General features: G+C 71.7%; 23 protein-coding genes. 10 read left to right on the top strand and 13 right to left on the bottom strand.

The features are described 5' to 3' along the window. Window positions 1-39 precede the first annotated feature (39 nt). The 4 genes from VT50_RS01760 to VT50_RS01745 form a co-directional block, all read right to left on the bottom strand. On the bottom strand, window positions 40-1,038 hold the full coding sequence (locus tag VT50_RS01760) for an LCP family protein (protein WP_046090467.1): 999 nt from the start codon (window positions 1,036-1,038) through the stop codon (window positions 40-42). Continuing rightward, window positions 1,035-3,194 carry a bifunctional polysaccharide deacetylase/glycosyltransferase family 2 protein gene (locus VT50_RS01755; RefSeq protein WP_046090466.1) on the bottom strand — a complete coding sequence of 720 codons (2,160 nt, stop codon included), beginning with the start codon at window positions 3,192-3,194 and terminating at the stop codon, window positions 1,035-1,037. The genes VT50_RS01760 and VT50_RS01755 overlap by 4 nt, the downstream gene beginning before the upstream one ends. Further along, window positions 3,191-3,538 carry a hypothetical protein gene (locus VT50_RS01750; RefSeq protein WP_143645163.1) on the bottom strand — a complete coding sequence of 116 codons (348 nt, stop codon included), beginning with the start codon at window positions 3,536-3,538 and terminating at the stop codon, window positions 3,191-3,193. Before VT50_RS01750 ends, VT50_RS01755 begins: the two co-directional genes overlap by 4 nt. A 168-nt stretch (window positions 3,539-3,706) precedes the next feature. After that, the gene (locus VT50_RS01745; RefSeq protein WP_046090464.1) at window positions 3,707-5,131 is read right to left on the bottom strand and encodes an amidase; all 1,425 of its coding nucleotides are present in this window, start codon (window positions 5,129-5,131) and stop codon (window positions 3,707-3,709) included. A 131-nt stretch (window positions 5,132-5,262) separates the two neighbouring features. Between VT50_RS01745 and VT50_RS38205 the strand changes: the two genes are divergently transcribed. Together VT50_RS38205 and VT50_RS01740 are read left to right on the top strand one after the other, a co-directional pair. Beyond that, window positions 5,263-5,409: an SCO1431 family membrane protein gene (locus VT50_RS38205; protein ID WP_107424695.1), complete on the top strand. Its 147-nt coding sequence runs from the start codon at window positions 5,263-5,265 to the stop codon at window positions 5,407-5,409. Window positions 5,410-5,464: 55 nt separating this feature from the next. Continuing rightward, entirely contained in the window at window positions 5,465-6,178 is a 714-nt protein-coding gene (locus VT50_RS01740; RefSeq protein ID WP_046090479.1) for a B3/B4 domain-containing protein, read from the top strand. Between the two features lie 369 nt (window positions 6,179-6,547). Here the strand turns inward: VT50_RS01740 and VT50_RS01735 are convergent, their stop codons facing one another. Both VT50_RS01735 and VT50_RS01730 read right to left on the bottom strand, forming a co-directional pair. Next, the gene (locus VT50_RS01735) at window positions 6,548-6,763 is read right to left on the bottom strand and encodes a hypothetical protein (protein ID WP_079343747.1); all 216 of its coding nucleotides are present in this window, start codon (window positions 6,761-6,763) and stop codon (window positions 6,548-6,550) included. Window positions 6,764-6,835: 72 nt separating this feature from the next. Next, window positions 6,836-8,425, bottom strand: coding sequence for an acyl-CoA mutase large subunit family protein (locus VT50_RS01730; RefSeq protein WP_079343746.1), 1,590 nt, complete (start codon window positions 8,423-8,425; stop codon window positions 6,836-6,838). Window positions 8,426-8,556: 131 nt separating this feature from the next. On the opposite strand from VT50_RS01730, the gene VT50_RS01725 reads away from it, so the two are divergent. Then, window positions 8,557-9,450: a L,D-transpeptidase family protein gene (locus VT50_RS01725; RefSeq protein WP_046090956.1), complete on the top strand. Its 894-nt coding sequence runs from the start codon at window positions 8,557-8,559 to the stop codon at window positions 9,448-9,450. A gap of 267 nt (window positions 9,451-9,717) precedes the next feature. Here the strand turns inward: VT50_RS01725 and VT50_RS01720 are convergent, their stop codons facing one another. The 4 genes from VT50_RS01720 to VT50_RS01705 form a co-directional block, all read right to left on the bottom strand. Next, on the bottom strand, window positions 9,718-10,908 hold the full coding sequence (locus VT50_RS01720) for a hypothetical protein (RefSeq protein ID WP_053048865.1): 1,191 nt from the start codon (window positions 10,906-10,908) through the stop codon (window positions 9,718-9,720). Continuing rightward, the gene (locus VT50_RS01715; RefSeq protein WP_046090955.1) at window positions 10,908-11,588 is read right to left on the bottom strand and encodes an RNA polymerase sigma factor; all 681 of its coding nucleotides are present in this window, start codon (window positions 11,586-11,588) and stop codon (window positions 10,908-10,910) included. Before VT50_RS01715 ends, VT50_RS01720 begins: the two co-directional genes overlap by 1 nt. Window positions 11,589-11,649: 61 nt before the next feature. Continuing rightward, complete coding sequence (locus tag VT50_RS01710; RefSeq protein WP_240529001.1) at window positions 11,650-12,516, bottom strand: DUF4328 domain-containing protein; 867 nt, start codon at window positions 12,514-12,516, stop codon at window positions 11,650-11,652. A gap of 498 nt (window positions 12,517-13,014) precedes the next feature. Then, the gene (locus tag VT50_RS01705; RefSeq protein WP_046090953.1) at window positions 13,015-14,592 is read right to left on the bottom strand and encodes a beta-N-acetylhexosaminidase; all 1,578 of its coding nucleotides are present in this window, start codon (window positions 14,590-14,592) and stop codon (window positions 13,015-13,017) included. Window positions 14,593-14,843: 251 nt separating this feature from the next. Here VT50_RS01705 and VT50_RS01700 point away from each other — a divergent pair, with 251 nt between their 5' ends. The 6 genes from VT50_RS01700 to VT50_RS01675 all read left to right on the top strand — a co-directional run bounded on the left by VT50_RS01700 (window position 14,844) and on the right by VT50_RS01675 (window position 20,471). After that, a complete protein-coding gene (locus tag VT50_RS01700; RefSeq protein WP_046090952.1) occupies window positions 14,844-15,416 on the top strand; it encodes a 2-oxo-4-hydroxy-4-carboxy-5-ureidoimidazoline decarboxylase in 573 nt (190 codons plus the stop codon). 156 nt (window positions 15,417-15,572) lie between these two features. Next, on the top strand, window positions 15,573-15,953 hold the full coding sequence (sdhC, locus tag VT50_RS01695) for a succinate dehydrogenase, cytochrome b556 subunit (protein ID WP_075200591.1): 381 nt from the start codon (window positions 15,573-15,575) through the stop codon (window positions 15,951-15,953). 5 nt (window positions 15,954-15,958) lie between these two features. Further along, complete coding sequence (locus VT50_RS01690; RefSeq protein ID WP_046090950.1) at window positions 15,959-16,429, top strand: succinate dehydrogenase hydrophobic membrane anchor subunit; 471 nt, start codon at window positions 15,959-15,961, stop codon at window positions 16,427-16,429. 24 nt (window positions 16,430-16,453) lie between these two features. Next, window positions 16,454-18,208, top strand: a complete 1,755-nt coding sequence (gene sdhA / locus VT50_RS01685; RefSeq protein ID WP_046090949.1) for a succinate dehydrogenase flavoprotein subunit — start codon at window positions 16,454-16,456, stop codon at window positions 18,206-18,208. Then, on the top strand, window positions 18,208-18,981 hold the full coding sequence (locus VT50_RS01680) for a succinate dehydrogenase iron-sulfur subunit (protein WP_046090948.1): 774 nt from the start codon (window positions 18,208-18,210) through the stop codon (window positions 18,979-18,981). Before sdhA ends, VT50_RS01680 begins: the two co-directional genes overlap by 1 nt. A 134-nt stretch (window positions 18,982-19,115) precedes the next feature. Then, complete coding sequence (locus VT50_RS01675) at window positions 19,116-20,471, top strand: VanZ family protein (RefSeq protein ID WP_078841034.1); 1,356 nt, start codon at window positions 19,116-19,118, stop codon at window positions 20,469-20,471. Between the two features lie 12 nt (window positions 20,472-20,483). Here the strand turns inward: VT50_RS01675 and VT50_RS01670 are convergent, their stop codons facing one another. Together VT50_RS01670 and VT50_RS40125 are read right to left on the bottom strand one after the other, a co-directional pair. Continuing rightward, window positions 20,484-22,034 (bottom strand): metallophosphoesterase, encoded by a 1,551-nt coding sequence (locus VT50_RS01670; protein ID WP_079343745.1) that lies wholly within the window; start codon window positions 22,032-22,034, stop codon window positions 20,484-20,486. 90 nt (window positions 22,035-22,124) lie between these two features. Further along, window positions 22,125-22,376 (bottom strand): SCO4848 family membrane protein, encoded by a 252-nt coding sequence (locus tag VT50_RS40125; RefSeq protein WP_046085361.1) that lies wholly within the window; start codon window positions 22,374-22,376, stop codon window positions 22,125-22,127. A gap of 10 nt (window positions 22,377-22,386) precedes the next feature. Here VT50_RS40125 and VT50_RS01665 point away from each other — a divergent pair, with 10 nt between their 5' ends. Continuing rightward, window positions 22,387-23,820 carry a D-alanyl-D-alanine carboxypeptidase gene (locus VT50_RS01665; protein WP_338058301.1) on the top strand — a complete coding sequence of 478 codons (1,434 nt, stop codon included), beginning with the start codon at window positions 22,387-22,389 and terminating at the stop codon, window positions 23,818-23,820. A gap of 51 nt (window positions 23,821-23,871) precedes the next feature. Here VT50_RS01665 and VT50_RS01660 read toward each other — a convergent pair whose 3' ends face one another. Beyond that, complete coding sequence (locus VT50_RS01660; protein ID WP_046085348.1) at window positions 23,872-24,894, bottom strand: YihY/virulence factor BrkB family protein; 1,023 nt, start codon at window positions 24,892-24,894, stop codon at window positions 23,872-23,874. Between the last annotated feature and the right edge of the window lie 303 nt (window positions 24,895-25,197).

Below are 25,197 nucleotides of genomic sequence, written 5' to 3'. Positions count from 1 at the left end.
GGGGGACTGCGGGCGACCGCTCGTGCCCGCCGTCCTTCTTCACCCCGTGGCCTGGTCGTTCCGCAACCGTTCGAAGAGTTGTCTCGCCCGCTCCTCGTCCCACTTCAGCGCGCTGCCCTTGGACGTGGCGACCCCACGGCCGGCCACCGGGACGGTCAGCCGGTTGCCGTGGCCGCCCGCGACGCGCTTCATCGCCTCGAACAGCGACACCAGCGTCCGCAGGTCCGTGTCCTTGTCGACGATGAGCGTGTCCAGGCCCGCGCCGACCGTCGGCAGGGACTTCCACGGGACGAAGACCTGGTCCGGCCGCGCGGCCCGTTTCGCCAGCGCGGCAAGGAACTTCTGCTGGTTCTGGCTGCGGCCGAGGTCGCCCTTGGCCTCGTGGTGGCGCTGGCGGACGAAGGCCAGGGCCTGGCGGCCGTCCAGCGTCTGGCAGCCCGCCTTCAGATCGGCGCCCGACTTCTCGTCCTTGACGGGCTTGTCGAGACACATCCGCACGCCGCCCACCGAGTTGACGACGTTGACGAAGCCCGCGAAGCCGATCTCCGCGTAGTGGTCGATCCGCAGCCCGGTGTTGTGCTCGATCGTCCGCACCAGCAGTTCGGGGCCGCCCAGCGAGAACGCCGCGTTGAGCTTGTTCCCGGACGGCCCGGGGCGCTTCCCGGTCATGGGGTAGGTGTACGGCGGGATGGTCACCCAGGAGTCGCGCGGCAGGCTCACCATCGTCGCGCCGTGGGCGCCGGTGTGCAGGATCATCATCGAGTCGGTGCGGCGGCCCTCGGCCGAGCCGGTGTGCAGGTTCTTCTTGTCCTTCGGGGAGAGGCCGTCGCGGCTGTCGGAGCCCACGATGAGGTAGTTCGTGCCCTTGCCCGGCGCGGGGCGGTCCTCGACCTTGGCCAGGTCGACGTCGTCGTTCAGCTTGGACCAGGCCCAGCCGTACGTGGACGCGGCCCCGAGCAGGACCGCCGCGAGCAGCACGACCACCGTGCGCCGCAGCCGCCGGGGCCACCGGCGGGGGGAGGCGGCATCGTGGTTCATGATCCTCCCTCCCCCGCCCAGGGCAGACCCTGGCGCCCGGCCGGTTCGGCGATCCGGTGCTCCCCGGCGGAGCCGGAGCGATGGATGCGGTGCCAGCGCAGCCGCGTCCCGAACAGGGCGCTGACCACCGACTGGAAGATCACCAGGTACATCAACTGCCGGTAGACGAACAGCTGGAACGGCATCGCCCACAGCACCCGCAGCCGCTCCCCGTCCAGCCGCAGCGCGTATCCGGCGCCGAACAGCTGCACCACGAGGAAGGCGACCCACACCCCGATCGACTCCACGGGGTCGGCGAACGCCACGCCGTAGAGGGCGAAGACGTCCACGATGGGGGCGAGCAGCGGCAGCGCCACCTGGAAGAGGAACAGATAGGGCAGCGCCCGGCGGGCGAAGCGTCCGCCGGGACCGACCTCGCGGAGGGCGCGGCGGTGCTTCCACATGGCCTGGAGCGTGCCGTAGCACCAGCGGTACCGCTGCCGCCACAGCTGGCGCAGCGAGGTGGGCACCTCGGTCCAGGCGATGGCGGACTCCTGGTAGACCACCCGCCAACCGGCCCGCCACAGGGCCATGGTGAGGTCGGTGTCCTCGGCGAGGGTGGCCTGGCTGACCCCGCCGAGGGCCATCAGCGCGTCCCGCCGGAAGGCCCCGATGGCACCGGGCACGGTCGGCATGCACTCCAGCACCTCGTACATCCGGCGGTCGAGGTTGAAGCCGAACACGTACTCCAGGTGCTGCCATCTGCCCAGCAGTCGGCGGCGGTTGCCGACCTTGGTGTTGCCGCTGACCGCGCCGATGGCCGGGTGGGCGAGCGGCTGGATGAGCTGGCGGAGGGCGTCCGGTTCGAAGACGGTATCGGCGTCGGCCATGACCACGAGGTCGTGGCGGGTGTGGGCGAGGCCGGTGTTGAGGGCCGCCGCCTTGCCCGCGTTCGGGCGGCGGACCACCTCCACCCGGGGGTCGTCGACGCTCGCGGCGATATCGGCCGTACGGTCGGTCGAGCCGTCGTCGATCACGATGAGCTGCAGCTCGGGGTGGGTGGAGGCGAGCAGCGAGCGGATGGTGGTCTCGATGCCCGCCTCCTCGTTGTACGCGGGGATGAGCACCGTCACCGGCTCGTTGATCTCGCGCAGCCAGGGCGAACCGGGCCGGTAGCGGTGCTGGCGCCGGACATGGGCCCGCGCGAAGAGGACGACCAGCAGCAGCCGCAGCAGGGCCAGAGCGCCCGCGACGCCGAGCACCCAGGTCATGGCCCGGACGAAGACGTGCCCGACGGACTGGACCTGGAGCAGTGCCTTGCCCTGCAGCTGGCCGACGGTGGAGGCGGGGGTGTTGGCGGCCGTGCTGGCCCCGGTGCTCGCGGGAGCGCCGCCCGGACTGTCGCCCGAGGCGTTGACCGGGGTGCGGCCGAGCCCTTCGGACACCGTCGTGTACCTCTCGACCTTCCGGTTCCTGAAGAGCTTCCGCACCTCGCTGACGGCGGTGTCCGTCTGGCTGTACTGGCGGACGACGCCGCGCTCCGGCTTCCGTGTCGGCCGGTCGGCGGCGACCAGCAGATACCCCTGCTCGGCGGCGCGCCGGGCGGCCGTCCACTCGCCGCCGCACATCGTGTCGGCCTGGGTGGTGAGCGGCAGCCGCAGCAGCCGGGGGGTGATCCCCGCACTGCCCGCGAGCGCGGTCCGGGTGAGGGACAGCTCGAGGCGGGTGCGCACGGCGGACGCCGAGCCCAGGTCGGAGCCGGTGTAGGTGAGCGAGCCGATCTCATGGCCCGCGTCGCGGATGCGTCGCACCAGCTCGGGGTGGCGGGCCGCCTGGACGCCGGAGAGGAAGAAGGTGGCGTGCGCGCGGTGGGAGCGCAGCAGGTCCAGCAGGCGTGGGGTCCAGACGGGGTCGGGTCCGCCGTCGAAGGTGAGGGCGACGGTGCGCTCCGGCATCCCGGCCGTCTGCGCCGTGTCGCCGTCGAGGCGGACGATCGGCTTCCCGGTGTCGGCGGCCTTGGGGATGGGGCTGGTGCAGGGGCGGCGGGTGGGCTGGGAGGCGACCTCATGGGTGGTCCAGCCCTCGAAGACCAGCGCGGCGGCGACGGCGGAGACGACGATGAGCAGCAGCAGCCAGTGGCCGCGCGGCGCGGGGCGGTGTGCGTGCCGGGGGCTCACCAGGGGCCGCCCCCGGACGGTTCGGCGTCAGCCAGGGGGGCGGTCACCTCGGCGCCGTAGGAGTACATGCTGGGCCAGCCGGACGGGGCGCCGCGGGTGTGGCCGGTGGTGTGGCCGCCGGTGCCGCCCGTCGTGCCGCCGGTGGAGGACAGTTCGGCGGTCCTGGGCGGCTGCTCGCCGTCCTGCCACACCACTCCGGACAGGGCGGTCGCCATCAGCAGCAGATAGCCGACGCAGGCACAGCCGACGCCCAGCGCCGCGAGCGCCAGCAGCTGTCTCCGGCCGCCGGAGGCATTGACGAATATCTGGCCCGTTTGTGTTCTTCGCCGTCGCTTTTCGGTCACCCTCTTCACCATGTGCCGAAAGTGTAGCGATGGGTTCGCCTGGGTGTTACCTCGCGGGACGCTCCCCCTCCTCCCCCGGACAGCCCCCTTGACCTGGCCTTTCTCTCTGATGGGCGGCTGGCCGAAAAGTGTGAGAGAAGGCTCACGGTGCGCCGGATGGGACGAGGCTCACGCCGGACCCGGGCGGGACACCTGGGGCCAGCGCTCGTACCACCGCTGGTCGGCCTCCAGCTGGGCCGCAAGCGAGATGAGCACCGGCTCGCCGTTGGCCGGGCCGAGGAGCTGGGCGCCGAGCGGCAGCGTGCGGTGCTCGGGGTCGGCGAACCCGGCGGGCACGTTCATCGCGGGCCAGCCCAGGACGTTCCACGGCCAGGCGTACGGGCACGCCGCGATCATGGCCCGGTCCGTACGCCACCCGGACAGACCCGCCATGGCACCGATCCGCAGCGGCGGGGTGGCCGTCGTCGGGGAGAGGACCACGTCGAAGCGCTCGAAGATCGCCCCGACCTGGCGCCGCAGCGGCTCCTCGTAGGACCGCGCCCACCGCAGCGCGGCACCGCCCAACAGGCGGCCGTTGCGGACCGCGCCGCGGGTGCGGATGTCCAGCAGCAGCGGATCGGGGACCCGTCCCGACCATTCGGTGATCCCGGCCGTGGCGCGCGGCAGGAAGGAGAAGCCCACCAGCCCGTAGCGCGGCTCGGCCTCCACCACCTCGTGGCCGAGGGCCGCCAGCCGCTCGGCGAGCCGGATGATGGCCGCCCGCACCGCCGGGTCCAGCCTCTTGGTCGTACCGGTGAAGGCCGTCTTGAACGACAGGGCGATCCGCAGCCGCCCCGGATCGCGGCCCACCGCGGACAGCACGTCCACCGGCTCGGGGCAGTGCAGGTCCCCCTCGCGGTTGCCGGTCGCGATGTGCAGCAGCAGCGCCGCGTCGGCGACCGTACGGGCCAGCGGGCCGTTGCAGGTGATGCCGTTGAAGGCCTCGGCGTCCGGCCAGGTGGAGATACGGCCGCGCTGGGGCTTGATGCCGACGAGATGCGTCCAGGCGGCGGGGATGCGGACCGAGCCCGCGCCGTCCGAGCCGAGCGCGGCGGGCACCAGACCGGCGGCGACGGCCGCCGCGCCGCCGCCGGAGGAGCCGCCGGGGGTGTGCTCCGGGTTCCAGGGGTTGCGGGTGTCGCCGAAGGCGGGGCCCTCGGTGAACGGCCACTGGCCCAGCTCGGGGGTGTTGGTCTTGCCGACGATCACGGCCCCGGCCGCCTTCAGCCGCCGTACCGCCTCGCCGTCCTCGGCCTTGGCCGGGAACTCGCCGCAGCAGCCGAACGCGGTGGGCTCGCCCGCGACGTCCGTGTCGTCCTTGACCGCGAGCGGGACGCCGAGCAGCGGCAGCCGCTCCCCCGCCGCCAGCCGCCGGTCGGCCTCGGCGGCCTCGCGCAGGGCGGCCTCGGCGCGGACGCGGCGGAACGCGTTGAGCGTGGGCTGGGTCTCGGCGATGCGCTGGAGCGACTGCTCGACCAGCGCACGGGAGGTCACCTCGCCCCCGGCCAAGGCGCGGATCTGCTCGCCCAGACCCTTGGGAATGACGCTGGTCACCGTGGACCTCCTCGGGTGAGTTCGGCCACTCCCCCTTTACCCCGGGCCGCCACTCGGCGCACCCTGGGCAACGGTGATGACCCTTTTCATCACGTTCATCACGATCATCGCTGAGCACAGAGGACACCCGCATGACCGACATCGCGGCGCGCCGCACCGGCCTCCACGCACGCACCGGAGGCCCCTCCGACGGCGAGGACCACCTGTTGGAGCACCTGCTCGGCTGGTCGCTCGCCATCGTCCTCGCCTTGCTCACCACGCAGCTGGGGCTGTTCTGAGGCCATACGTCACGGTGCAGCACACTGCACCATGACGTATGCCATAGTGGACCACATGACGTTCGACGCCGCAGCCTGGCTGGAATCCGCCACCATCGACCCGGCCGTATGCGCCCTGCGCCCCGACTACCGGGCACTGCTCATCACCGCCGAGGGGCTGCGCCCCGGGCCCAGCGACGAGCTGAGCGAGCGGCTTCTGGCCGACGCCGAGGCGGCGGCGCGTCAGCGGTTCGGGGACGGGCCGGTGGAGGAGCATCCGCATCTGGCCGCCTGGCGCGAGGCGTTCCGCGCCTTCGGCGCGAAGCCGCAGCGCACCCGGCCCAGCGCGGAGGCCCTGCTGCGGCGGGTGCCCGCCGGGCTGCCCCGGGTGGACCGGCTGACCGACATCTACAACGCGGTCTCGGTCGGGCATGTGATCCCCCTGGGCGGCGAGGACCTGGACCACTACGTGGGCGCGGCCCGGCTGGTGCGCGCCGAGGGCGACGAGCACTTCGAGACGACGGCCGGGGGCGAGCCCGCGGTGGAGCACCCCGCCCCCGGCGAGGTGGTGTGGCGGGACGAGGCGGGCGTCACCTGCCGCCGCTGGAACTGGCGCCAGTGCGTCCGTACGAGGCTCACGCATGACACCACCCGGGCGATGTTCGTCCTGGACGCGCTGGGGCCGATGGACGACACCGCGCTGAAGGTGGCCGGGGACCGGCTGATGGAGGCGCTGACGGAAGCGAGCCCGGGCGCGAGGATCGCCTCCCGGCTGCTGGCCACGCCGTAGGTCTTCCCCCACCCCGCCCCTTCCCGTAACCAGGGTCTCCGCCCCTGGACCCCGGGTGCTGGGGCAGGGGCCCCGGCCCCTCAAGCGCGCTGGCGCGGGTCGGCTTCGGCCCTGGACCCGGGGGTGACGAACTGACCGTCGTCGGTGGAGACGCCTGCGCGTCCGGGTCGTCTGGTCGGGGGCCAGGGCGAGGCCCGGGCGCGCCACCGCGTTGGGGTGCCCATCTGAGTGGCGGGGGCGCGGGGCTTCGCCCTCCCGTCACCGGGGCTCTGCCCCTGAACGTCGGGGGCCGGGGCGGAGCCCCGGGTCCGGGAAGGGGTGGGGTGGGGTGGGGGACAGTCCGGTGCGGGCGGGACGATTCGGTGTGGGCTAGAACAGGGCCTGCTGACCCGGGGTCGGGGGCTCCTCCTCACCGAACAGCTTCGGCGGACCCGTGAGCAGCGGCGCGATCCGCCGCGAGCCGGGACAGGAGATCAGCTCGTACGCGGAGCGCCGCCCCGGCGGGTCATGGCGGGCGAAGCGCCCGCCGACGACCGCGATCTCTCGGGTGCAGACCGGGCAGGTGCGGCGGGGTGACGACGACATGGCTCCAGTGTCACCCCTCCCCCCGACAACGGACCTCAGGCAACGGCCCCGGACCGACTCCCGGCCGTTCGCTCAGAACGCGTCCACCGGCCGGTACGCCCCCCATACCTCCCGCAGCGCGTCGCACACCTCGCCCACCGTGGCCCGCGCCGCGAGCGCGTCCTTCATCGGGTAGAGGACATTCGCGGCACCGGGCTCGCTCTCGGCGGCCTTCCGGAGGGAGGTCAGGGCCGCGCTCACCGCCGAGCGGTCGCGCTCGGCGCGCAGCCGGGTGAGGCGGTCGCGCTGCCGGGCCTCGATCTCGGGGTCCATCCGCAGCGGCTCGTACGGCGCCTCCTCCGCCTGCTGGAAGCGGTTGACGCCGACGACCACCCGCGTACCCGCGTCCGTCTCCCGGGCGATCCGGTAGGCGTTCCGTTCGATCTCCTCCTTCTGGAAGTTCCGCTCGATCGCGGCCACCGCACCGCCCAGGTCCTCGACCCGTCGCATCAGTGCGACGGCCGCCTCCTCGACGGCGTCGGTCAGCGACTCGATGGCGTAGGAGCCCGCGAAGGGGTCCACGGTGGCCGTCACATCGGTCTCGTGCGCCAGCACCTGCTGGGTGCGCAGCGCCAGCCGGGCCGAGGTGTCGGTCGGGAGGGCGATGGCCTCGTCGAAGGCGTTGGTGTGCAGCGACTGGGTGCCGCCGAGCACCGCGGCCAGGCCCTGCACGGCCACCCGTACGAGGTTCACCTCGGGCTGCTGGGCGGTGAGTTGGACCCCCGCGGTCTGGGTGTGGAAGCGCAGCATCTGGGACTTCGGATCGCGCGCGCCGAACTCCTCCCGCATCACCCGCGCCCAGATCCGCCGCGCGGCCCGGAACTTGGCGACCTCCTCCAGCAGCGTGGTGCGGGAGACGAAGAAGAAGGAGAGCCGGGGTGCGAAGTCATCGATGTCCATCCCCGCCGTGACGGCCGTACGGACGTACTCGATGCCGTCGGCGAGGGTGAACGCGATCTCCTGCGCGGGCGAGGCCCCGGCCTCCGCCATGTGGTAGCCGGAGATCGAGATGGTGTTCCACTTGGGCAGCTCGGCCCTGCAGTACTTGAAGATGTCCGCGACCAGCCGCAGCGAGGGGGCGGGCGGAAAGATGTAGGTGCCGCGGGCGATGTACTCCTTGAGGATGTCGTTCTGGATGGTGCCCGTCAGCCCGCTCCCGGGCACGCCCTGCTCCTCGGCCACGAGTTGGTAGAGGAGCAGCAGCAGGGCCGCGGGCGCGTTGATGGTCATGGAGGTCGAGACCCGGTCCAGCGGAATGCCGCCCAGCAGCACCCGCATGTCCTCGACCGAGTCGATGGCCACCCCCACCCTGCCGACCTCGCCGTGTGCGAGGGGCGCGTCGGAGTCGTAGCCCATCTGGGTCGGCAGGTCGAAGGCCACCGAAAGACCGGTGGTGCCGTGCTCGATCAACTGCCGGTAGCGGGCGTTGGACTCGGCGGCGGTGCCGAACCCCGCGTACTGCCGCATCGTCCAGGGGCGGCCGGTGTACATCGTCGGATAGACCCCGCGGGTGAAGGGGTACGCCCCCGGCTCGCCCAGCCGCCCGGCCGGGTCCCAGCCGCTGAGCGCGCCGGGCCCGTACACCGGCTCGACGGGGAATCCCGACTCCGACTCGCGCGCCATGGGTCACGCCTCCTGGTGGCTGATACCGGGCGTTCTCCCGGTACGGGGCCTTGTTCACAGCATGCGTCGATGTTCGCCCCGCGGCAGCCCCGGGAAGCATTCAGAGCAAAAAGATCAGGGGAGGGGTTCGGATGCACCGGACAGCGGTGGTCGGCACCGCGCTGGCCACGGCCACGGCGGCGGCACTGGTCGCCGGGTGCCGACCGGGGGAGGCGACCGTGAACGGCCGGGGGCAGGAACGGCCCCAGACCCGGGCCAGTACGAGTACACCCGCGCACGAGGCGCCGCCCCGGCCGCGGCGCACGTACACCCACAAGGCCAAGCCCAAACGGGTGGCGGCACCCCCACGCACCACGGCCCCCGCCGTGCCGCGGCACACCGCGCCGAGGGTGGCCCCGCCGGTGATCACCTTCGGCACCAGCGGGGACCGGGTGCGCGAGCTCCAGGCCCGGCTGCGCGCGCTCGGCCTCTTCCACCGGAACCCGACGGGGTACTTCGGCACCATCACGCAGGCGTCGGTCAGCGCGTACCAGCGGGGCCACGGCCTCGCGGCCACCGGCTCGGTGAACCAGCGCACCTGGACCTCACTGCGCTCGGCCACGAAGCCGCCCACGCGCGACGAGCTCTACCCGCCGACCACCCTTCCGCTGGCCAAGCCCGATCCGCGCTGCCTGACCGGCCGGGTGCTGTGCATCAGCAAGACCAGCCGCACCCTGGCCTGGATGGTCAACGGCCGGGTGGTGTCGGCGATGGATGTGCGCTTCGGCTCGGAGTACACCCCGACCCGGGAGGGGTTGTTCCAGGTCAACTTCAAGAGCCGGGACCATGTCTCGACGATCTATCACACACCGATGCCCTACGCGATGTTCTTCAGCGGCGGCCAAGCCGTGCACTACTCCTCGGACTTCGCCGCCCGCGGCTACAGCGGCGCCTCACACGGCTGTGTGAACGTCCGGGACAAGAAGAAGATCGCCGCCCTCTTCGAGAAGGTGAAGGCGGGCGACAAGGTCGTGGTCTACAAGTAGGTTCACGACCACCAGTGGTCTACAGGCAGGGCCGCAACCATCAATTGAGGAACCCCGGCGGCGAGGACCCGGTCCGCGAGAGCGGCGCCGGTTGAGGCGCAAAGAAGGGGCGGCGCGGGCAGAGCCGGGGGAACGTGCTCTGCCCGCGCCGAATGCGCGGAGCCGTCGGTACGGGGGGAACCTCGGCTCCCGCGCGGCCGATGACCAGTCGGCCCGTTTCTTTCAGCGTCACCGCTGAAAAAAACGTCACACCTGGGTGCCGGAGACTCAGTCAGCACCCGTCTCCGCGGTGGTCGTCGCGGTGTCAGTGGCGGTTATGGGCGGGGTGGTGTCGGTCGGCGTGCCGCTCGGCGTGCCGGTGGTGTCCTGGGAAGGGGGCGGCGGGGACGTGGCGCCGTCCCCGCCACCTTTTCCCGGATCGCCACCGGAGTCGCCACCGCCAGGACCGGCGCTGTCGCCCGAGCCACCACTGTCACCGGATCCCGAGCCGGGCCCGGAACCGGAGCCGTCCGAGCCGCCGTCGCCACCCCCGTCGTAGCCGCTGTCCGGGCTGCCGCTGTCACCGCCGCTGCCGGTGCTCTCCTCGTCGCGCGGGAGGCCGCCCTCACCGTCGTCGGCGAGGGCCTGTGTGCAGTAGCCGTGGATAGCGGACGCGCCGCCCGCCGCCTTGGTCAGCTTCTTGAGCGACTTCTTGTCGAGGTCCGCGCCCAGACCCGTTTCCGAGTCCAGATAGCGGGGGCAGACGGCCAGGGCCCACTTCGGGACGCCGGTCTTCCCCTTTGAGTGGCCGTTCGCCTTGCCGTTCTTGCCCTTGCCGCCGTCCTCCGGGTCGGCGGGAACCGTTCCGCCCTGGGCGCCGTTCGACCCCACATCGCTGGCATCGTTGTCGCCCGACCCGCTGGGATCAGGCGCCGTCGTACCGCCGTCTTCGGAGATCTCCGGATGGGCGGAGTCCCCGCCGGGGCCGCCGTCCGACATGCTCACCGAGGGTCCCGGAGTGTGGTCGGTCTGCCCGAACGGTGTCGGCAGTACCCCCGCGGCTGCCGCCACCGCGAATCCGCTGAGCGCACATCCGGCCACGACCGCGACCATGCCCGCGCGCAGCGGGCGCCGCAGCCGCGGTTGTCTCTCTCTGAACCGCCGGACCCGGTGCGGCCGCCGGGCCATGTCCTTCCCGGCCGCGGACCCCGCCCCGGCGTGGGCGTCGACCTCGACACGGGCCGCCCGGAAGGCGGCCAGGGCCGCCTCCTCACCGGGAAGCGCGGACGCGTCGGAGGGGGGCGCCGTACGGCCCGCGCCGGCGACGGCGCTGAGCACGGCCGCCAACCGTTCCGCACTGGCATATGACTGGTCGTTCTGGCCGTCGGGAGCCGCAGGCTGCCCCTCGACCGTTTCGCCGCGAAGCAACCGCTCCGCGGCCCTGTCATCCAGCCAGCTGTAGCGGTGGTCTTCGGCCATCACATGTCCTTCTGCGTTGGCGCGCACGAATCCGTCACACCAGCAGACTTCGCCACACCCGGCTTGGTTGCACCGCCGCCGTGTGACTCGCGTTGCCCCGGGACCCCGTCGAGCACCGCATCGCCCCCGCCCGCGGCGCCGATCAGATCGGCGAGCCGCCGCAGGCCCCGGTGCGCTGCGGTGCGCACCGCCCCGGGCCGCTTGCCCAGCACCGTGGCCGCGCTCTTGGCGTCAAGCCCGAGGACCACCCGGAGCACCACCGCCTCGGCCTGGTCCTGCGGCAGCTGGGAGATCAGTCCGAGCGCCTTGCCGGTGCCGATGGCCTCCATCGCCTCACCGGCGGTGTCCGCGTCGGAGGGGCGGAACTCCAGCTCCGACTCATCGCCCCCGATGGCCGGGCGGCGGCCGCGCATCCGTATGTGGTCCAGTGCGCGGTTGCGGGCTATCCGGGCCGCCCAGCCCCGGAAACGGTCCGCGTCCCCGGAGAATCGCTGCAGGTCACGGGCGATCTGTAGCCAGGCCTCCGAGGTGATGTCCTCCGCGTCGCCATCACCGACCAGCGTGCGTACGTAGCCGAGGAGGCGAGGGTGCACGGACCGGTAGACGGTCCGGAAGGCGGTCTCGTCCCCTTCCTGCGCCGCGAGCACCGCGGCGGTCAGCTCCGCTTCGTCCCCCTGCACGCTCTCTTCCTGCCCCACTCGGAGAATCCGTGGTCCAGTCGATTCCGGCGTAGCCCGCGGACTAGCCCTGCCCGTAGGGCGGGTACTGCTGACCGGGCTGGCCGGGCGGCGGGGTCGGCGGCATCTGAGGGGCACCATACGGCGCGGGGCCGGGGGCCGGGGAGCCGTACGGGTTCGGCGACGGCATCCCGTACGGCGCCGGACCGGCCATCTGCGGGGGCAGCGAAGCCCGCTGCTCCTGCAGCGCGGTGATCTGCCGGACCAGCAGCAGCGCCAGGACCGCCGCGGCGATGAAGATCACGATGGCGAACATGTCGAAGGCCAGGATGGAGTGCAGGCTCTCGATGTCGCTCTTCGCCTCCGAAGCGGAGGGGCTGTAGTCGTCACCCTCCACCTTGCCCCGCAGCAGGTTGTACCGGATCCCGCCGACGGCGTTGGTGACCAGCGCCACGATCCAGGTGATCCACCAGCCGTTGAGCAGACCGCGGTTGGCGGCGTGCGGCCCCTGCGGGGAGCTGGCGCGCCAGATGTCATTGGCGATCTGCTTGGGGAACCAGAGGTTGACCACGGGGGTGAACCACGAACCGGCCGCCCAGCCGCTGCCGAAGCGGTGCTGGCCGGGCGCGAAGGCCTCGGCGTTCAGCCGCAGCCGCCGGAACCAGATCGCCCAGACCACGGCGATCGCGACGGTGAGCAGCGAGTAGAGGACCTGGGCCGCGGTGAACATGTCGTCGGCGTCGTCGAGGTCCTTCTGGGTGACGGAGACCGGCTTGCCCTCGACCGCGTCCAGCATGTCCCCGATCACGCTGAACTGCCCGGATCGCGCCACCAGGAGGAAGATCAGCGCGGGCAGCGCCAGCCCGAACAGCGCGACGAGCGTGGTGGAGAGCCCGCGCCGCAGATCGACCCCGCCGGCCGGCATGCCCATCGGCGGAGCGGCCGGGTACCCGCCGGGCATCGGCTGCGCCTGCGGTGGGACGGACGGCTGCTGCGGGGGGCCGGGCGGCTGCTGGAGCTGCTGCTGGTAGGTCCCGCATGCGGCACAGCGCCCGTCGGGGCCGACGGCGACAGCGCGGCAGTGGCCACACGGATACATGGTCTTTTGAGTCCCCCTGGGAACGTGGCCACTTCAGGCCACGCGAGAAAATGAGCCTCTGACCGCGCCCAGAGCGCGGACCTGCACGTTACGGGCATCCGACCGGTCCCGTCCAGAGCGGAACGGGCCCCGTACAGCGGGGTGGAGTCCCCGGTTTTCGCGCAAGGGGAGGTGTGACGCGATCGAGTCATGCGACGCTGTAAGGGGTACGAGCCTGATCCAGGCTCTCCTGATCGACGGTCGGGGCCTCTCCTGTGGGGGGTGGCGGCCCCGACCGTCCTTCATCTCTCCCTCCCCGAACGCGGCCCCCGGCCGAGCTGACTGCTGCCCTCAGACCCCCAGCCGGTCCGCGAGCCGGGTGAAGTCGGACCAGCTCAGCGGCGGCTTCCCGGGGTCCCACACCCGCTGCGCCAGCGCCGCGAGCGGCAACCGGATGCCCCGGGCCACCTGTGCGGGGGTCTGGGCCCCGGGCTGGTCGCCCCAGACCGCGAGGCGGGCGCCGAGGATACGGTCGGGTCCGGTCAGGCCCTTGTCGGAAACGGGCGTGGAGCCGCGCAGTACCGCGGGGGACCAGTCCTCGTAGATGCGTTCCCCGGTCGGATAGGTGAAGCCGCCGGGCTCGCCGAGCACGTAGTAGAGGAAGGAGTCGTTGAGGTTGACCAGGTCGCGGCCCTCCTTCAGATACTCCTGGGGCTGCCGTGCCGCCTCCTTCTGCCGTCCCGTCCAGTACTCGACCTCGATGTCCTTGTCGGGCTTGACGACGCCGCCCGCGAAGAAACCGTCGTTCCACGCCTTGGGCTGCTTGCCGAGCTTCCGCGCGAGCCGGGCCCGGTCGTTCAGCCAGCCGGTGACCAGGTCCTGCACCCGGGCGTTGCGGCCGTACTTCTTCTTCGCGGCGGCGGCCAGCTTGGGGAACGACGCCTGGGGGTCCTTGACGGTCAGCGCGAGGTACTCGTCGGCGCCCAGGTGCCACCAGCGGCCCGGGAAGAGCGGGGCGTACTCCCGCATCAGGTCGTCGACGATGCGGGCCGCGCCCGGGTTGGAGATGTCCACCGAGCCCTGGAAGGTGGTGCCGCCCGCGTTGCGCAGCTGGAGCTGCGGATGGGCGCGGATGACGGCGCCGAGGTGGCCCGGCGAGTCGATCTCGGGGATGACGGTGATGTGCAGCCGCTGCCCGAGCGCGACGATCTGCCGGACCTGGTCCTTGGTGAGGTGCTGGGACGAGACGATCTCGGGGTGGCTGGTGCTCTGGATGCGGAAGCCCTGGTCGTCCGAGAAGTGCAGGGCCAGCTGGTTGAGCTTGAGGTCGGCCATCTGGCGCATCCGGGCCTCGATCCACCCGGCCGGGTAGAACTTGCGCGCGATGTCGAGGTTGAGGCCGCGCTGGGCGCGGCCGGGCCGGTCGTGGATCACGCCCTCGGGGAGCCGGCCGCCGGAGCGCAGGGCCTGCTTCACGGTGCGGGTGCCGTAGAAGACGCCCGCGTCGGCGGGGCCGGTGATCCGGGCGCGGCCGTCCGCGACCTTCAGGGTGTACGCCTCGCCGCCGCCGCTCTGCTTCGGGGCGAGGGCCAGGGAGAGGTCACCGCGGCGGGCGGGGCCCGAGGTGGTGCGCAGCCCCAGCTCCGCGGCGATCGTACGGGCCTCGTCGGCGAGCGACCCCTTGAGGTCGGCCACCACGCGGCTGTTGTCGCCGGGCCGCCAGCCGGGGCCGGAGGCCGGGGTGAAGTCGCGGACGGAGGGGATGGTGCGGGACGGTGCCGAGGGCTTCGCGGGCGTGTGGGTGCCCGGCGGGCGCCCGCCGCTGTCGGTCTGCTGACAGCCGAGGGACGTCAGGACGAGTGTGCCGACGACCCCCGCGACGAGCCCGCGGACGCAGGACACCCTGGTGGCTCTGAGCGGCAATCCCATGGCGGTGTACCTCCTCCTCGGACCCTCCCCCGCGAACCGTCCCCGCTTCGGGCGTTCGGTCGCCTATGGCCGAAAAAAGCCCTGCGCCCCGAATGCCGTCCACCGCATGCGATAAAACCTCCCCGTTCGGGTGATATCGCGTTCCCATCGGCACATCCGCCTCCCCCCGTCGTTAGCGTGAACTGCTCACGCGCCCAGCCCATGTGTCCCACGCCTCCCCCGGGGCCGTTTCTCCCGGGTGTCCGCATCCCATGCGCGCCTCATGCGTGTCCGAGGAGTCCACGCTGTCCAGGTCCAGGTCCCGCGCCGCCGCCTCCCGCCTCGACCGGCTCAACACCGCCCCCGCCGACGCGGCCGAGGCCGCGCTCCTCGCCTGTTGCGGCAGCCGTCGCTGGGCCCGGCTGATCGCGGCCCACCGCCCGTATCCGGATCTGGAGGCGCTGCTGGCCGCCGGGGACGAGGCCAGCTATGACCTCACCCCCGCCGATCTGGACGAGGCGCTCGCGGATGAGTCGGTGGTGGGCCATGAGCTGCCGCCCGCGGACAGCCTGGGCTCACTGGCCGCGCACACCGCGCTCCAGGCCGCCCATGACGCGTACGAGCGTCGATTCGGTCACGTTTTCGTCATCTGTCTGGATGGTCTGCGGCCCGACGAGCGGCTGGACCGGCTGCTGACCGGGATCCGGGACCGGCTGGGCAACGAGCGGGAGCGGGAGCGCGACAACACCGCCGAGGAGCTGCGGCGCATCGCCCGCGGCAGGCTGGTCCGGCTGGCCGGGACCCGGTCCCGTTTGCCGGATGTGCCCGGATCCCGGATCGCATGATCGCCCGTCCGTGCTTGATCGATCACACTTGAGCCCCCCGGACGGACCCTCCGACAACACGTCGGTACGATGGCCAGGGCCGGTGGACCGTACCCGGCCGGGCCCGACCGACCCCGAAGCCGGCAGGCCCCAATCCCGCTTCCGGAGGGTTTTTCCGTGCCGGCTGGAACGCTGTATCGCGGCCGGGAAGGCATGTGGTCCTGGGTGGCTCATCGAGTCACCGGCGTCCTCATCTTCTTCTTCCTGTTCGTACATGTGCTGGACACCTCGCTGGTCCGCGTCTCGCCCGAGGCGTACGACGACGTGGTCGCCACGTACAAGAATCCCGTCGTGAACCTGATGGAGTACGGCCTGGTGGCCGCCATCCTGTTTCACGCGCTCAACGGCCTGCGCGTCATCGCCGTCGACTTCTGGTCCAAGGGCGCGAGGTACCAGCGTCAGATGCTCTGGGGCGTCGTCGGTGTCTGGGTCGTGCTGATGGCCGGTGCCTTCTACCCGGTCCTCCAGCACACGCTGCGCGAACTGTTCGGGAGCTGACGCACATGTCCGCCGAGACCACCACCCCCGCGACCGACGCGGTCAGCGCGTACGACGTGGACCATCCGGCCCCGGTCATCGAGCCGCCGCGGGCCCGCACCCGCAAGACGCCCAGGGCGACCCGTACGAACTTCGAGATGTACGGCTGGCTCTTCATGCGCCTGTCCGGCGTCCTGCTGGTCGTCCTGGTCCTGGGCCATCTGCTGATCCAGCTGGTGCTGGACGGCGGTGTCACCAAGATCGGCTTCGCCTTCGTGGCCGGCCGCTGGGCCTCGCCGTTCTGGCAGGCATGGGATCTGATCATGCTCTGGCTCGCCACGCTGCACGGCGCGAACGGCCTGCGCACGATCATCAACGACTACGCGGAGCGGGACAACACCCGCCTGTGGCTGAAGGCGCTGCTCTACACGGCGGCGGGATTCACCATCGTGCTCGGCACTCTGGTGATCTTCACCTTCGACCCGAACATCCGCTAGGCCCCGGGGCTGAGGTATCCACTCATGAAGATCCACAAGTACGACACCGTCATCGTCGGCGCCGGCGGGGCCGGGATGCGCGCGGCCATCGAGTCGACCAAGCGCAGCCGCACCGCGGTGCTCACCAAGCTCTATCCGACCCGGTCCCACACCGGCGCCGCGCAGGGCGGCATGGCCGCCGCCCTCGCCAACGTCGAGGAGGACAACTGGGAGTGGCACACCTTCGACACGATCAAGGGCGGTGACTACCTGGTCGACCAGGACGCCGCCGAGATCCTGGCGAAGGAGGCCATCGACTCGGTCCTGGACCTCGAGAAGATGGGCCTGCCGTTCAACCGGACCCCGGACGGCACCATCGACCAGCGCCGCTTCGGCGGCCACAGCCGCAACCACGGCGAGGCCCCGGTCCGCCGGTCCTGCTACGCCTCGGACCGCACCGGCCACATGATCCTCCAGACGCTGTACCAGAACTGCGTCAAGGAGGGCGTGGAGTTCTTCAACGAGTTCTACGTCCTGGACCTGCTGATGGCCGAGGTCGACGGGGTCAGGCGCACCGCCGGTGTGGTGGCCTACGAGCTGGCCACCGGTGAGCTGCACGTCTTCCAGGCGAAGGCGGTGGTCTTCGCCTCGGGCGGCTGCGGCAAGTTCTTCAAGGTGACCTCCAACGCCCACACCCTCACCGGTGACGGCCAGGCGGTCGCCTACCGGCGCGGGCTGCCGCTGGAGGACATGGAGTTCTTCCAGTTCCACCCGACCGGCATCTGGCGGATGGGCATCCTGCTGACGGAGGGCGCCCGTGGTGAGGGCGGCATCCTCCGCAACAAGGACGGCGAGCGCTTCATGGAGAAGTACGCGCCGGTCATGAAGGACCTCGCCTCGCGTGACGTCGTCTCGCGGTCGATCTACACCGAGATCCGCGAGGGCCGCGGCTGCGGTCCCGAGGGCGACCACGTCTATCTGGACCTCACCCATCTGCCGCCGGAGCAGCTGGACGCCAAGCTGCCCGACATCACCGAGTTCGCGCGGACCTACCTCGGCATCGAGCCGTACACGGACCCGATCCCGATCCAGCCGACCGCGCACTACACGATGGGCGGCATCCCGACCAACGTCCAGGGCGAGGTGCTGGCGGACAACGACACCGTCGTGCCCGGCCTGTACGCCGCCGGCGAGGTCGCGTGCGTGTCCGTGCACGGCGCCAACCGCCTGGGCACCAACTCGCTGCTCGACATCAATGTCTTCGGCCGCCGGGCGGGCATCGCCGCCGCGGAGTACTCCGCCGCGGCCGACTTCGTCGAACTCCCCGAGGACCCGGCCGGGTTCGTCCGGGCACAGGTGGAGAGCCTGCGGGACGCGACCGGCACCGAGCGGGTCACCGAGGTCCGCAAGGCGCTCCAGGAGACCATGGACAAGAACGTCATGGTCTTCCGCACCGAGCAGACGCTCAAGGAGGCCGTCGAGGAGATCGGCCACCTGCGCGAGCGCTTCCGACAGGTCAGCGTCCAGGACAAGGGCAAGCGGTTCAACACCGATCTGCTGGAGGCCATCGAGCTGGGCAATCTGCTCGACCTGGCCGAGGTCATGGCCATCTCCGCGCTGGCCCGCAAGGAGTCGCGCGGCGGTCACTACCGCGAGGACTACCCGAACCGCGACGACGTCAACTTCATGCGGCACACCATGGCGTACCGAGAGGTGGGCGCGGACGGATCCGAGTCCATCCGCCTCGACTACAAGCCGGTCGTGCAGACCCGCTACCAGCCGATGGAGCGTAAGTACTGATGAGCACCCCCACGCTTGAGAAGTCCGACCAGGCCCCCGAGGCGACCGACGCCACCGCCTCGCACCTGATCACCGTCACCTTCCGGATCCGGCGCTTCAACCCGGAGGTCTCGGACCAGGTGATCTGGGAGGACTTCCAGATCGACCTGGATCCGAAGGAGCGCGTCCTCGATGGTCTCCACAAGATCAAGTGGGAGCTGGACGGCACCCTGACCTTCCGCCGCTCCTGCGCCCACGGCATCTGCGGATCCGACGCGATGCGGATCAACGGCCGCAACCGGCTGGCCTGCAAGACGTTGATCAAGGACATCAGCCCGGAGAAGCCCATCACGGTCGAGCCGATCAAGGGGCTCGCGGTCCTCAAGGACCTGATCGTGGACATGGAGCCGTTCTTCCAGGCCTACCGCGATGTGATGCCCTTCCTGATCACGACGGGCAATGAGCCGACGCGGGAGCGGCTGCAGTCCGCGGCGGACCGCGAGCGGTTCGACGACACCACCAAGTGCATCCTGTGCGCCGCGTGCACCTCCTCGTGCCCGGTGTTCTGGAACGACGGCCAGTACTTCGGCCCGGCGGCGATCGTCAACGCGCACCGCTTCATCTTCGACTCCCGTGACGAGGGCGGTGAGCAGCGGCTGGAGATCCTGAACGACAAGGACGGCGTCTGGCGCTGCCGTACGACCTTCAACTGCACGGAGGCGTGCCCGCGGGGAATCGAGGTCACGAAGGCCATCCAGGAGGTGAAGCGCGCGCTGATCACGCGGCGCTTCTGAGGAGGGCTGCGGCTCCGTAGGAGTCTGTGGACGAAGGCCCCGCTTCCCGGGTTCCGGGGGCGGGGCCTTCGTCGTTCCAGTGGGCATCAGCGAACTATGCATCGTGCGTATACACATGGCGTATAGTCCTCTGCATGGCCACCGCCTACGTTCTCCCGATCAAGACCGCTGCCGCGCTCTTCCCGCTGCTGGCGCTCCTACTGTTGCTGCCGACAGCCGTCGCCCTGTACCGCCGCCACGGCGTGATGTCCCGCGGCCGGACGCTGTCGCTGTACGGCTTCCTCTACTACTCGCTCACCGCCCTCTGCATGACGATCGTGCCGCTGCCGAAGCAGACCGCCGACATGTGCCAGCGGTTCGCGATGGTGGCCCATCCGCAGTGGATGCCCGGGAACACGTTCCGGGACATCTGGAAGGAGGCGGACCACGAGGTCGGGCTCAACGCGCTGGTCCTCCAGAACCCCGCCGTCGCCGGAACCGTCTTCAACCTGCTGCTGCTCCTGCCGCTCGGCGTCTTCCTGCGCTATCACTTCCGGCGCTCGCTGCCCGCCACCGCCGCGATCGGCTTCGCGGTCTCGCTGTCCTTCGAGCTGACGCAGTGGACCGGGGTGTGGGGCCTCTACAGCTGCCCGTACCGGCTGTTCGACGTGGACGACCTGATCGTCAACACGGCGGGGGCGATGGCCGGTTGGCTGCTGGCCGGGCCGGTCGCGCGGACGCTGCCGACGCTGGAGTCGCTGGACGGGCGGGCGCTGGCGGCACGTCCGGTCCCGTTCGGGCGGCGGCTGACGGCGCTGGTCGTGGATGTGGCCGGATATGTCATCGCCTCGGTGTTCACCGCCGCGGTGATGATGTACCGGGGCGGGTCGGCCCCGGTCTGGACACTGCTGGGGATCTTCGTGGCCTGGTTCGTGCTGCTGCCGCTGGCGACCGGGGCGACGCCCGGGAAGCGGCTGTTGCTGCTGAAGCTGGTGGCGGAGGACGGCGGTCCGCTGGTGGCCTGGCGGCTGGCCCTGCGTGCGCTGCTGATCGGGGCGCTGGTGATGCCGTTCCTGGCGGGGCTGTTCCTGGCGTTGCTGACGCTGCTGCGCGAGCCGTATCCGTCGGCCCTGTTCGCCACCGTCCGCGACTCGGGCACGCAGGGTGCGGCGGCGGTCCTCACGGCGCTGAGCCCCGCTCAACTGCTGGCGGTGGTGGTCGGGTTCACGCTGACGGCGTCCTGTGTACGGAAGACGCTGCGCCACCCGGACCGGCTGGCCCCGCACGACCGCGTATCGGGCATCCACAACGCGACGCTGCCGCATGGGCGGGCGGTGCGGGAGGCTGCGCGGGCGGTGCGGGAGGTGCGGACGGCCGCCGGGGGGACGGCGATGGCTGACCGGGCGGCTGACTGGGGCGCTGACCGGACGGCTGACCCGGTCGCTGACCGGCCTGCCGCGGCGCCCTCTGACCGGCCTGCTCCTGTCGCCGTAGGCGCGGACCGGGGGTGAGTTGACAAGCGCTCAGGCGCGGGTCGAGGCGAGCTCCACGACGGTGATGTCCGGGGGCGCCCCGATCCGCACCGGCGGGCCCCAGGCGCCCGCGCCACGGGTCACGTAGAGCTGGGTGTCGCCGTACCGCTCGAGACCGGCGGCGGTGGGGTTGGCGAGCTCGGCCACATAGGTGCCGGGCCACAGCTGACCGCCATGGGTGTGGCCGGAGAGCTGGAGATCCACGCCCGCCTTCACCGCGTCGTGGATCACCACCGGCTGGTGGGCGAGCAGTACGGAGGCGCGTGAGCGGTCGCGGTCGCCGAGCGCCTTGCCGAAGTCGGGCCCCTGGCCCTCGCTCTCGCCCGCGATGTCGTTCACCCCGGCGAGGTCGAAGCCGGGCAGCTCGGTGCGCTCGTTCTCCAGGGGCCTCAGGCCCAGCTCGCGGACGTGGTCCACCCACTCGGCCGCGCCCGAGTAGTACTCGTGGTTGCCGGTGACGAAGTAGCCGCCGAGGCGGGCGCTCAGCCCGCGCAGCGGCTCGGCGGCCGGGCCGAGGTCGGCCACGCTGCCGTCCACGAGGTCGCCGACGACGGCGACGAGGTCGGGGTTGGTGCGGTTGACCGTCTCGACCACCCGCCGGGTGTGGTCGCGGCCCAGGATCGGCCCGAGGTGGATATCGCTGACGACGGCGATCCGGAAGCCGTGGGCGCGGCGCGGCAGCTTGGCGAGCGGCACGGTGATCCGCCTGACCCGTGGGCCGCGCAACACGGTGTACGTCCCGTACCCCACCGTCCCGGCCGCCACGGCAGTGGCGCCGACGGCGACGGCCCGTGCGACGAAGAGGCGGCGGGAGGGCGCGGGATCCGCGGGGGCCGCAGGATCCGCGGGCGCCGCCGCCCCTCCTTCGGCGTCCGTGGCGGCTGCCTGTGCGGTGGGCTTGGCTGCGCCGCCCCCGGCGGCGGCCGTGACCGGCCCGGTCACGGCGACCGGCCCGGTCACGGCGGGCCCCGGCGCTCCGGCCGGGTCCTCGATGCTCCCGTCGGCGACGGCCTCGGCCGCACTCACCACAGCCGCGCCCGGACCGCCTTCGGCCGCCGGGCCCTTGCCGTCTCCGGCCGCCGCGCCCTCGCGGGCGCCCGTGCCGACGGCCGCCGGTGCGGGTGCGGGTGCGGCGACGCCGTCGGCAGCGGCGGACGCCGTCGGCGGGCCGTCTGGCGGGCCGTCTGGCGCCCCCGGGCCCGCGGTCGGCCGCACACCGGCGGACTTGTCCAGCCAGGCGCGCAGCAGGGGCCGTACCGCCTCGCCCGCCAGGAGGGCCAGGGTCAGGTACAGGAGCAGGGCCAGCCAGAGGTAGCCCGGCCAGGCCAGGGCGCGCTGGAGGGGGAAGGGCGCGCCCGCGCGGCCCGCGACCAGCGCGCCGACGCTGATCAGCGGCAGCGCGAAGGCCGCCGCCGTGCCCGCGCGGCGCGCCCGGCCCCCGCGCGCCGTCGTATCGCGGATGAGCCGCCGCCACGCGTACCAGTGGACGGCGGTCAGCAGACCGACGACGACCAGTGCGATCAGGACGTAGAGCACGACCATCCCCGGTGCCTCCCCTAGCGACTACGCGACTACGCGACTACCTGCAACTGCTGGCCTGCCGCGACCACCTGCCGCAGCTGCCCGGAACGGCTACCCGGAGGCGTCGTTCCGGCGCAGGGCGCGTACACCGCGCAACCCGATCACCCCGATCGCCGTCCCCAAGAGAAACGAGGTGATCGCGAGCAGCAGATGCACCCAAAAGTACGCGGTGGGATCACCGGAGTCGTCGAAGGCGAGTCCGCTGGCGTCCTTCCACAAATTTTTGACAAAGGTGAACCAGATGACCCAGCTCCAGACCCCGAAGGCGAGCAGGAACCAGGACACGGGGCGGCTGAGCTTCATGGTCTCCAGTATGGGCACGGCCTCCCATACCTCCACGCGGGGGTCTGCCGTCAATACGTCGGCGCTGCTGTCGCTCTCCTCAGCGACGCCAGGTACGTTCACCTCCGTGCCCACACCTTCCTTCACCAGCACTCACGTCCGACACAGCACCCGTAAGAGCGGCAGCAACGACAAGAGTCCCGGCGAGCACCGCACCCCCGCGCGCCGCGCCGTTGCCCCGCTGGCCGCCACCGCCGCCGCCCTCCTGCTGTGCGGTCCGCTCGCCGCCGCCCCGGCGTACGCCGCCGACCAGCCGGGTGGCGCCACCGACGCGGTCAAGCCGCCCGCCCATATGTCCACGGTGGGCGGGAAGCGGCTCGGCCGCCCCGACACCCAGGTGGACCCCAAACCAGGCGCGCCCGCGCTGCCCAAGGGGCTCAGCGGGAAGTCATGGCTGGTGGCCGACGCCGAGTCGGGCGATGTGCTCGCCGCGCATAACGCCCACTGGCAGCTGCCGCCCGCGTCCACGCTGAAGATGCTGTTCGCGGACACGCTGCTGCCGAAGATGCCGAAGACGAAGACCCATAAGGTGCGGCTGTCCGACCTGGAGGGGATGGGTGAGGGCAGCAGTCTGGTCGGGGTCAAGGAGAACTACACCTACTCGGTCCACGACCTGTGGCTCGGCGTCTTCCTGCGCTCGGGCAACGACGCGGTGCACGTGCTGTCGGCCATGAACGGCGGGGTCCCGGCGACCGTAAGGGAGATGCAGGCACACGCGAAGCATCTGAACGCCCGGGACACCCATGTGGTCACCCCGGATGGCTACGACGAGAAGGGCCAGGTCAGCAGCGCGTACGACCTGACCCTCTTCGCCCGCTCGGGGCTGCAGAAGGCGGATTTCCGGGAGTACTGCTCGACGGCGACCGCGCAGTTCCCGGGGACGTTCGAGAAGGACAAGAAGGGCAAGAAGACCCGCTCCAGCTTCGGCATCCAGAACACCAACCGGCTGCTGACCGGCCTCGGCGTCGAGCCCTACAAGGGCATCGCCGGGGTCAAGAACGGCAACACCACGAACGCGGGCGCCACCTTCACCGGGGTCGCCCAGCGCGGCGACCGGGTGCTGCTGGTCACCGTCATGAATCCGCAGGAGAAGGAGGCGAACGAGGTCTATAAGGAGACCGCGAAGCTCTTCGACTGGGGGTTCAAGGCGTCGGGTTCGGTGAACCCGGTCGGCACCCTCGTCCGGCCGGGCGCGGCGGGCGGTACGAATCACCCCTCGGCCGGTGGCGAGGACGGCCATAAGCACGCCCAGGCGTCCGTCTCGTCGGACCACGGAAGCTCGGGCGGTGTGTGGACCGCGGTGGGCATCACGGGCGGGTCCCTGGTGCTGCTGGGCGCGGTGGCCTACGGGGTGCACCGCCGCTGGCCGCTCCCGGAGCTGGTGCGCCGCCGCTCGCGCGACTGAGCGACGCCCTTACGGTCGCCGTGGGCGCCTTACGGCCGCTGCCGTTCGTTGTCACGCCGCCGCCGACGGGCCTTCGGGCCCGCCGGCGCGGTGCTTCTCGCCCTCGGGCTCGGGCGGTCCTGACGACCCGGACGGCCCCTCGGACGGCTCCGACGGCTCCGACGGCTCCTCGGACGGCTGGGCCTTGTCCGCCTCGGCCGCCCACTCCGCCTCGTCCTCGGCCTGGGCGGCGGGCGGGGTGGCGGTCCAGGCCGCGCAGTACAGCGTGAGTTTCGCGGTGAAGTTGATCCACAGCAGCAGCGCGATGGGCACGCCGAACGCCCCGTACATGCTCTTGGCCGCCACGTCCTTCAGATAGCTGCTGAGCAGTAGCTTGAGCAGTTCGAAGCCGATCGCCCCGATGAGCGCGGCGACCGCGACCGTATGGCGGGGCGGCTCCACGCCGGGGAGCCAGGTCAGTACGTAGCACAGCAGCAGGAAGTCGGCGCCGACGGCGATGAGGAACGCGGCGATCCGCAGCAGCCAGCCGCCGATCCCGTTCTCGGGGATGCCGATGAGCCGGGCGACCCGGCCCACGGCGGTGGCGGCCAGGGCGGACACGGCGAACGACACGAGCGCCACCCCGCCCAGCCCGATCAGTACGAACGCGTCCTTGACCTTGCGTACCAGCGGATTGCCGGGGTCCTCCTCCAGCTCCCATACGGCCCGCAGGCACTCGCGCAGCGAGCCCACCCAGCTGATGCCGGTGAACAGCAGCAGGGCGCCCGCGACGACCCCGATCGTGGCGGCGTTCTGGACCAGCGCGCCCAGGTCGAGCTGGCCGGAGATGCCGGGGATCTGCTGGGCGAGCTTCTTCTGGAGCTGCGCCATCTGCGACCGGCTGAGCGTCGCCGCGCCGATCGCCGCCCCCACGGCGATGAGCGGGAAGAAGGCGATGAAGCTGGTGAACGTGATCGCGGCGGCGAGCCGGGACCAGTGGACGCGGTCGAGCCGTTCGTAGCTACGCCAGGCGCGGGTGCGCATCAGCCAGGCCAGGGCGGGGCCGACGACAGGCAGCCGGGTCAACGATTCCATGATCAGAAACTACCCTTCCGCGTGTTGTCACTCCTCGGCGCGCCGGACGCGCGTACGGATATCCGGGTTCCCCGGACCGGCGCTCCCCTCATCACTCTTTTCGGTGAGGGCGTGCATACGGACGCACGATCACTCCATATGCCCCTGATCGGGAGGATACGTTCCCCTCCATGAAGGGGGTCGTCTGCTGCCCCGGGCCGTCTTCCGCTTGAGCGGGCACCGTAAGGGCGCGGGCCGTGTCGATGTGCGGCCCGCCGCGTGGGCGCGACCAACCACGGCGGGCGCCCGGATGGCTGACACGCC

This window comes from Streptomyces antioxidans (assembly GCF_000968685.2).
Classification (GTDB): Bacteria; Actinomycetota; Actinomycetes; order Streptomycetales; family Streptomycetaceae; genus Streptomyces; species Streptomyces antioxidans.
Note: the sequence above shows the minus strand (reverse complement) of the source record. Positions and strands in the feature narration are given on the sequence as shown.

Excerpts from the sequence above, each read along its gene's own strand:
- VT50_RS01760 (WP_046090467.1), bottom strand. The coding sequence starts at position 1,038 with ATGAACCACGATGCCGCCTCCCCCCGCCGGTGGCCCCGGCGGCTGCGG.
- VT50_RS38205 (WP_107424695.1), top strand. The coding sequence starts at position 5,263 with ATGACCGACATCGCGGCGCGCCGCACCGGCCTCCACGCACGCACCGGA.
- VT50_RS01740 (WP_046090479.1), top strand. The coding sequence starts at position 5,465 with ATGACGTTCGACGCCGCAGCCTGGCTGGAATCCGCCACCATCGACCCG.
- VT50_RS01735 (WP_079343747.1), bottom strand. The coding sequence starts at position 6,763 with ATGTCGTCGTCACCCCGCCGCACCTGCCCGGTCTGCACCCGAGAGATC.
- VT50_RS01730 (WP_079343746.1), bottom strand. The coding sequence starts at position 8,425 with ATGGCGCGCGAGTCGGAGTCGGGATTCCCCGTCGAGCCGGTGTACGGG.
- VT50_RS01725 (WP_046090956.1), top strand. The coding sequence starts at position 8,557 with ATGCACCGGACAGCGGTGGTCGGCACCGCGCTGGCCACGGCCACGGCG.
- VT50_RS01720 (WP_053048865.1), bottom strand. The coding sequence starts at position 10,908 with ATGGCCGAAGACCACCGCTACAGCTGGCTGGATGACAGGGCCGCGGAG.
- VT50_RS01710 (WP_240529001.1), bottom strand. The coding sequence starts at position 12,516 with ATGGGCATGCCGGCCGGCGGGGTCGATCTGCGGCGCGGGCTCTCCACC.
- VT50_RS01705 (WP_046090953.1), bottom strand. The coding sequence starts at position 14,592 with ATGGGATTGCCGCTCAGAGCCACCAGGGTGTCCTGCGTCCGCGGGCTC.
- VT50_RS01700 (WP_046090952.1), top strand. The coding sequence starts at position 14,844 with ATGCGCGCCTCATGCGTGTCCGAGGAGTCCACGCTGTCCAGGTCCAGG.
- VT50_RS01690 (WP_046090950.1), top strand. The coding sequence starts at position 15,959 with ATGTCCGCCGAGACCACCACCCCCGCGACCGACGCGGTCAGCGCGTAC.
- sdhA (WP_046090949.1), top strand. The coding sequence starts at position 16,454 with ATGAAGATCCACAAGTACGACACCGTCATCGTCGGCGCCGGCGGGGCC.
- VT50_RS01680 (WP_046090948.1), top strand. The coding sequence starts at position 18,208 with ATGAGCACCCCCACGCTTGAGAAGTCCGACCAGGCCCCCGAGGCGACC.
- VT50_RS01675 (WP_078841034.1), top strand. The coding sequence starts at position 19,116 with ATGGCCACCGCCTACGTTCTCCCGATCAAGACCGCTGCCGCGCTCTTC.
- VT50_RS01670 (WP_079343745.1), bottom strand. The coding sequence starts at position 22,034 with ATGGTCGTGCTCTACGTCCTGATCGCACTGGTCGTCGTCGGTCTGCTG.
- VT50_RS40125 (WP_046085361.1), bottom strand. The coding sequence starts at position 22,376 with ATGAAGCTCAGCCGCCCCGTGTCCTGGTTCCTGCTCGCCTTCGGGGTC.
- VT50_RS01665 (WP_338058301.1), top strand. The coding sequence starts at position 22,387 with ATGGGCACGGCCTCCCATACCTCCACGCGGGGGTCTGCCGTCAATACG.
- VT50_RS01660 (WP_046085348.1), bottom strand. The coding sequence starts at position 24,894 with ATGGAATCGTTGACCCGGCTGCCTGTCGTCGGCCCCGCCCTGGCCTGG.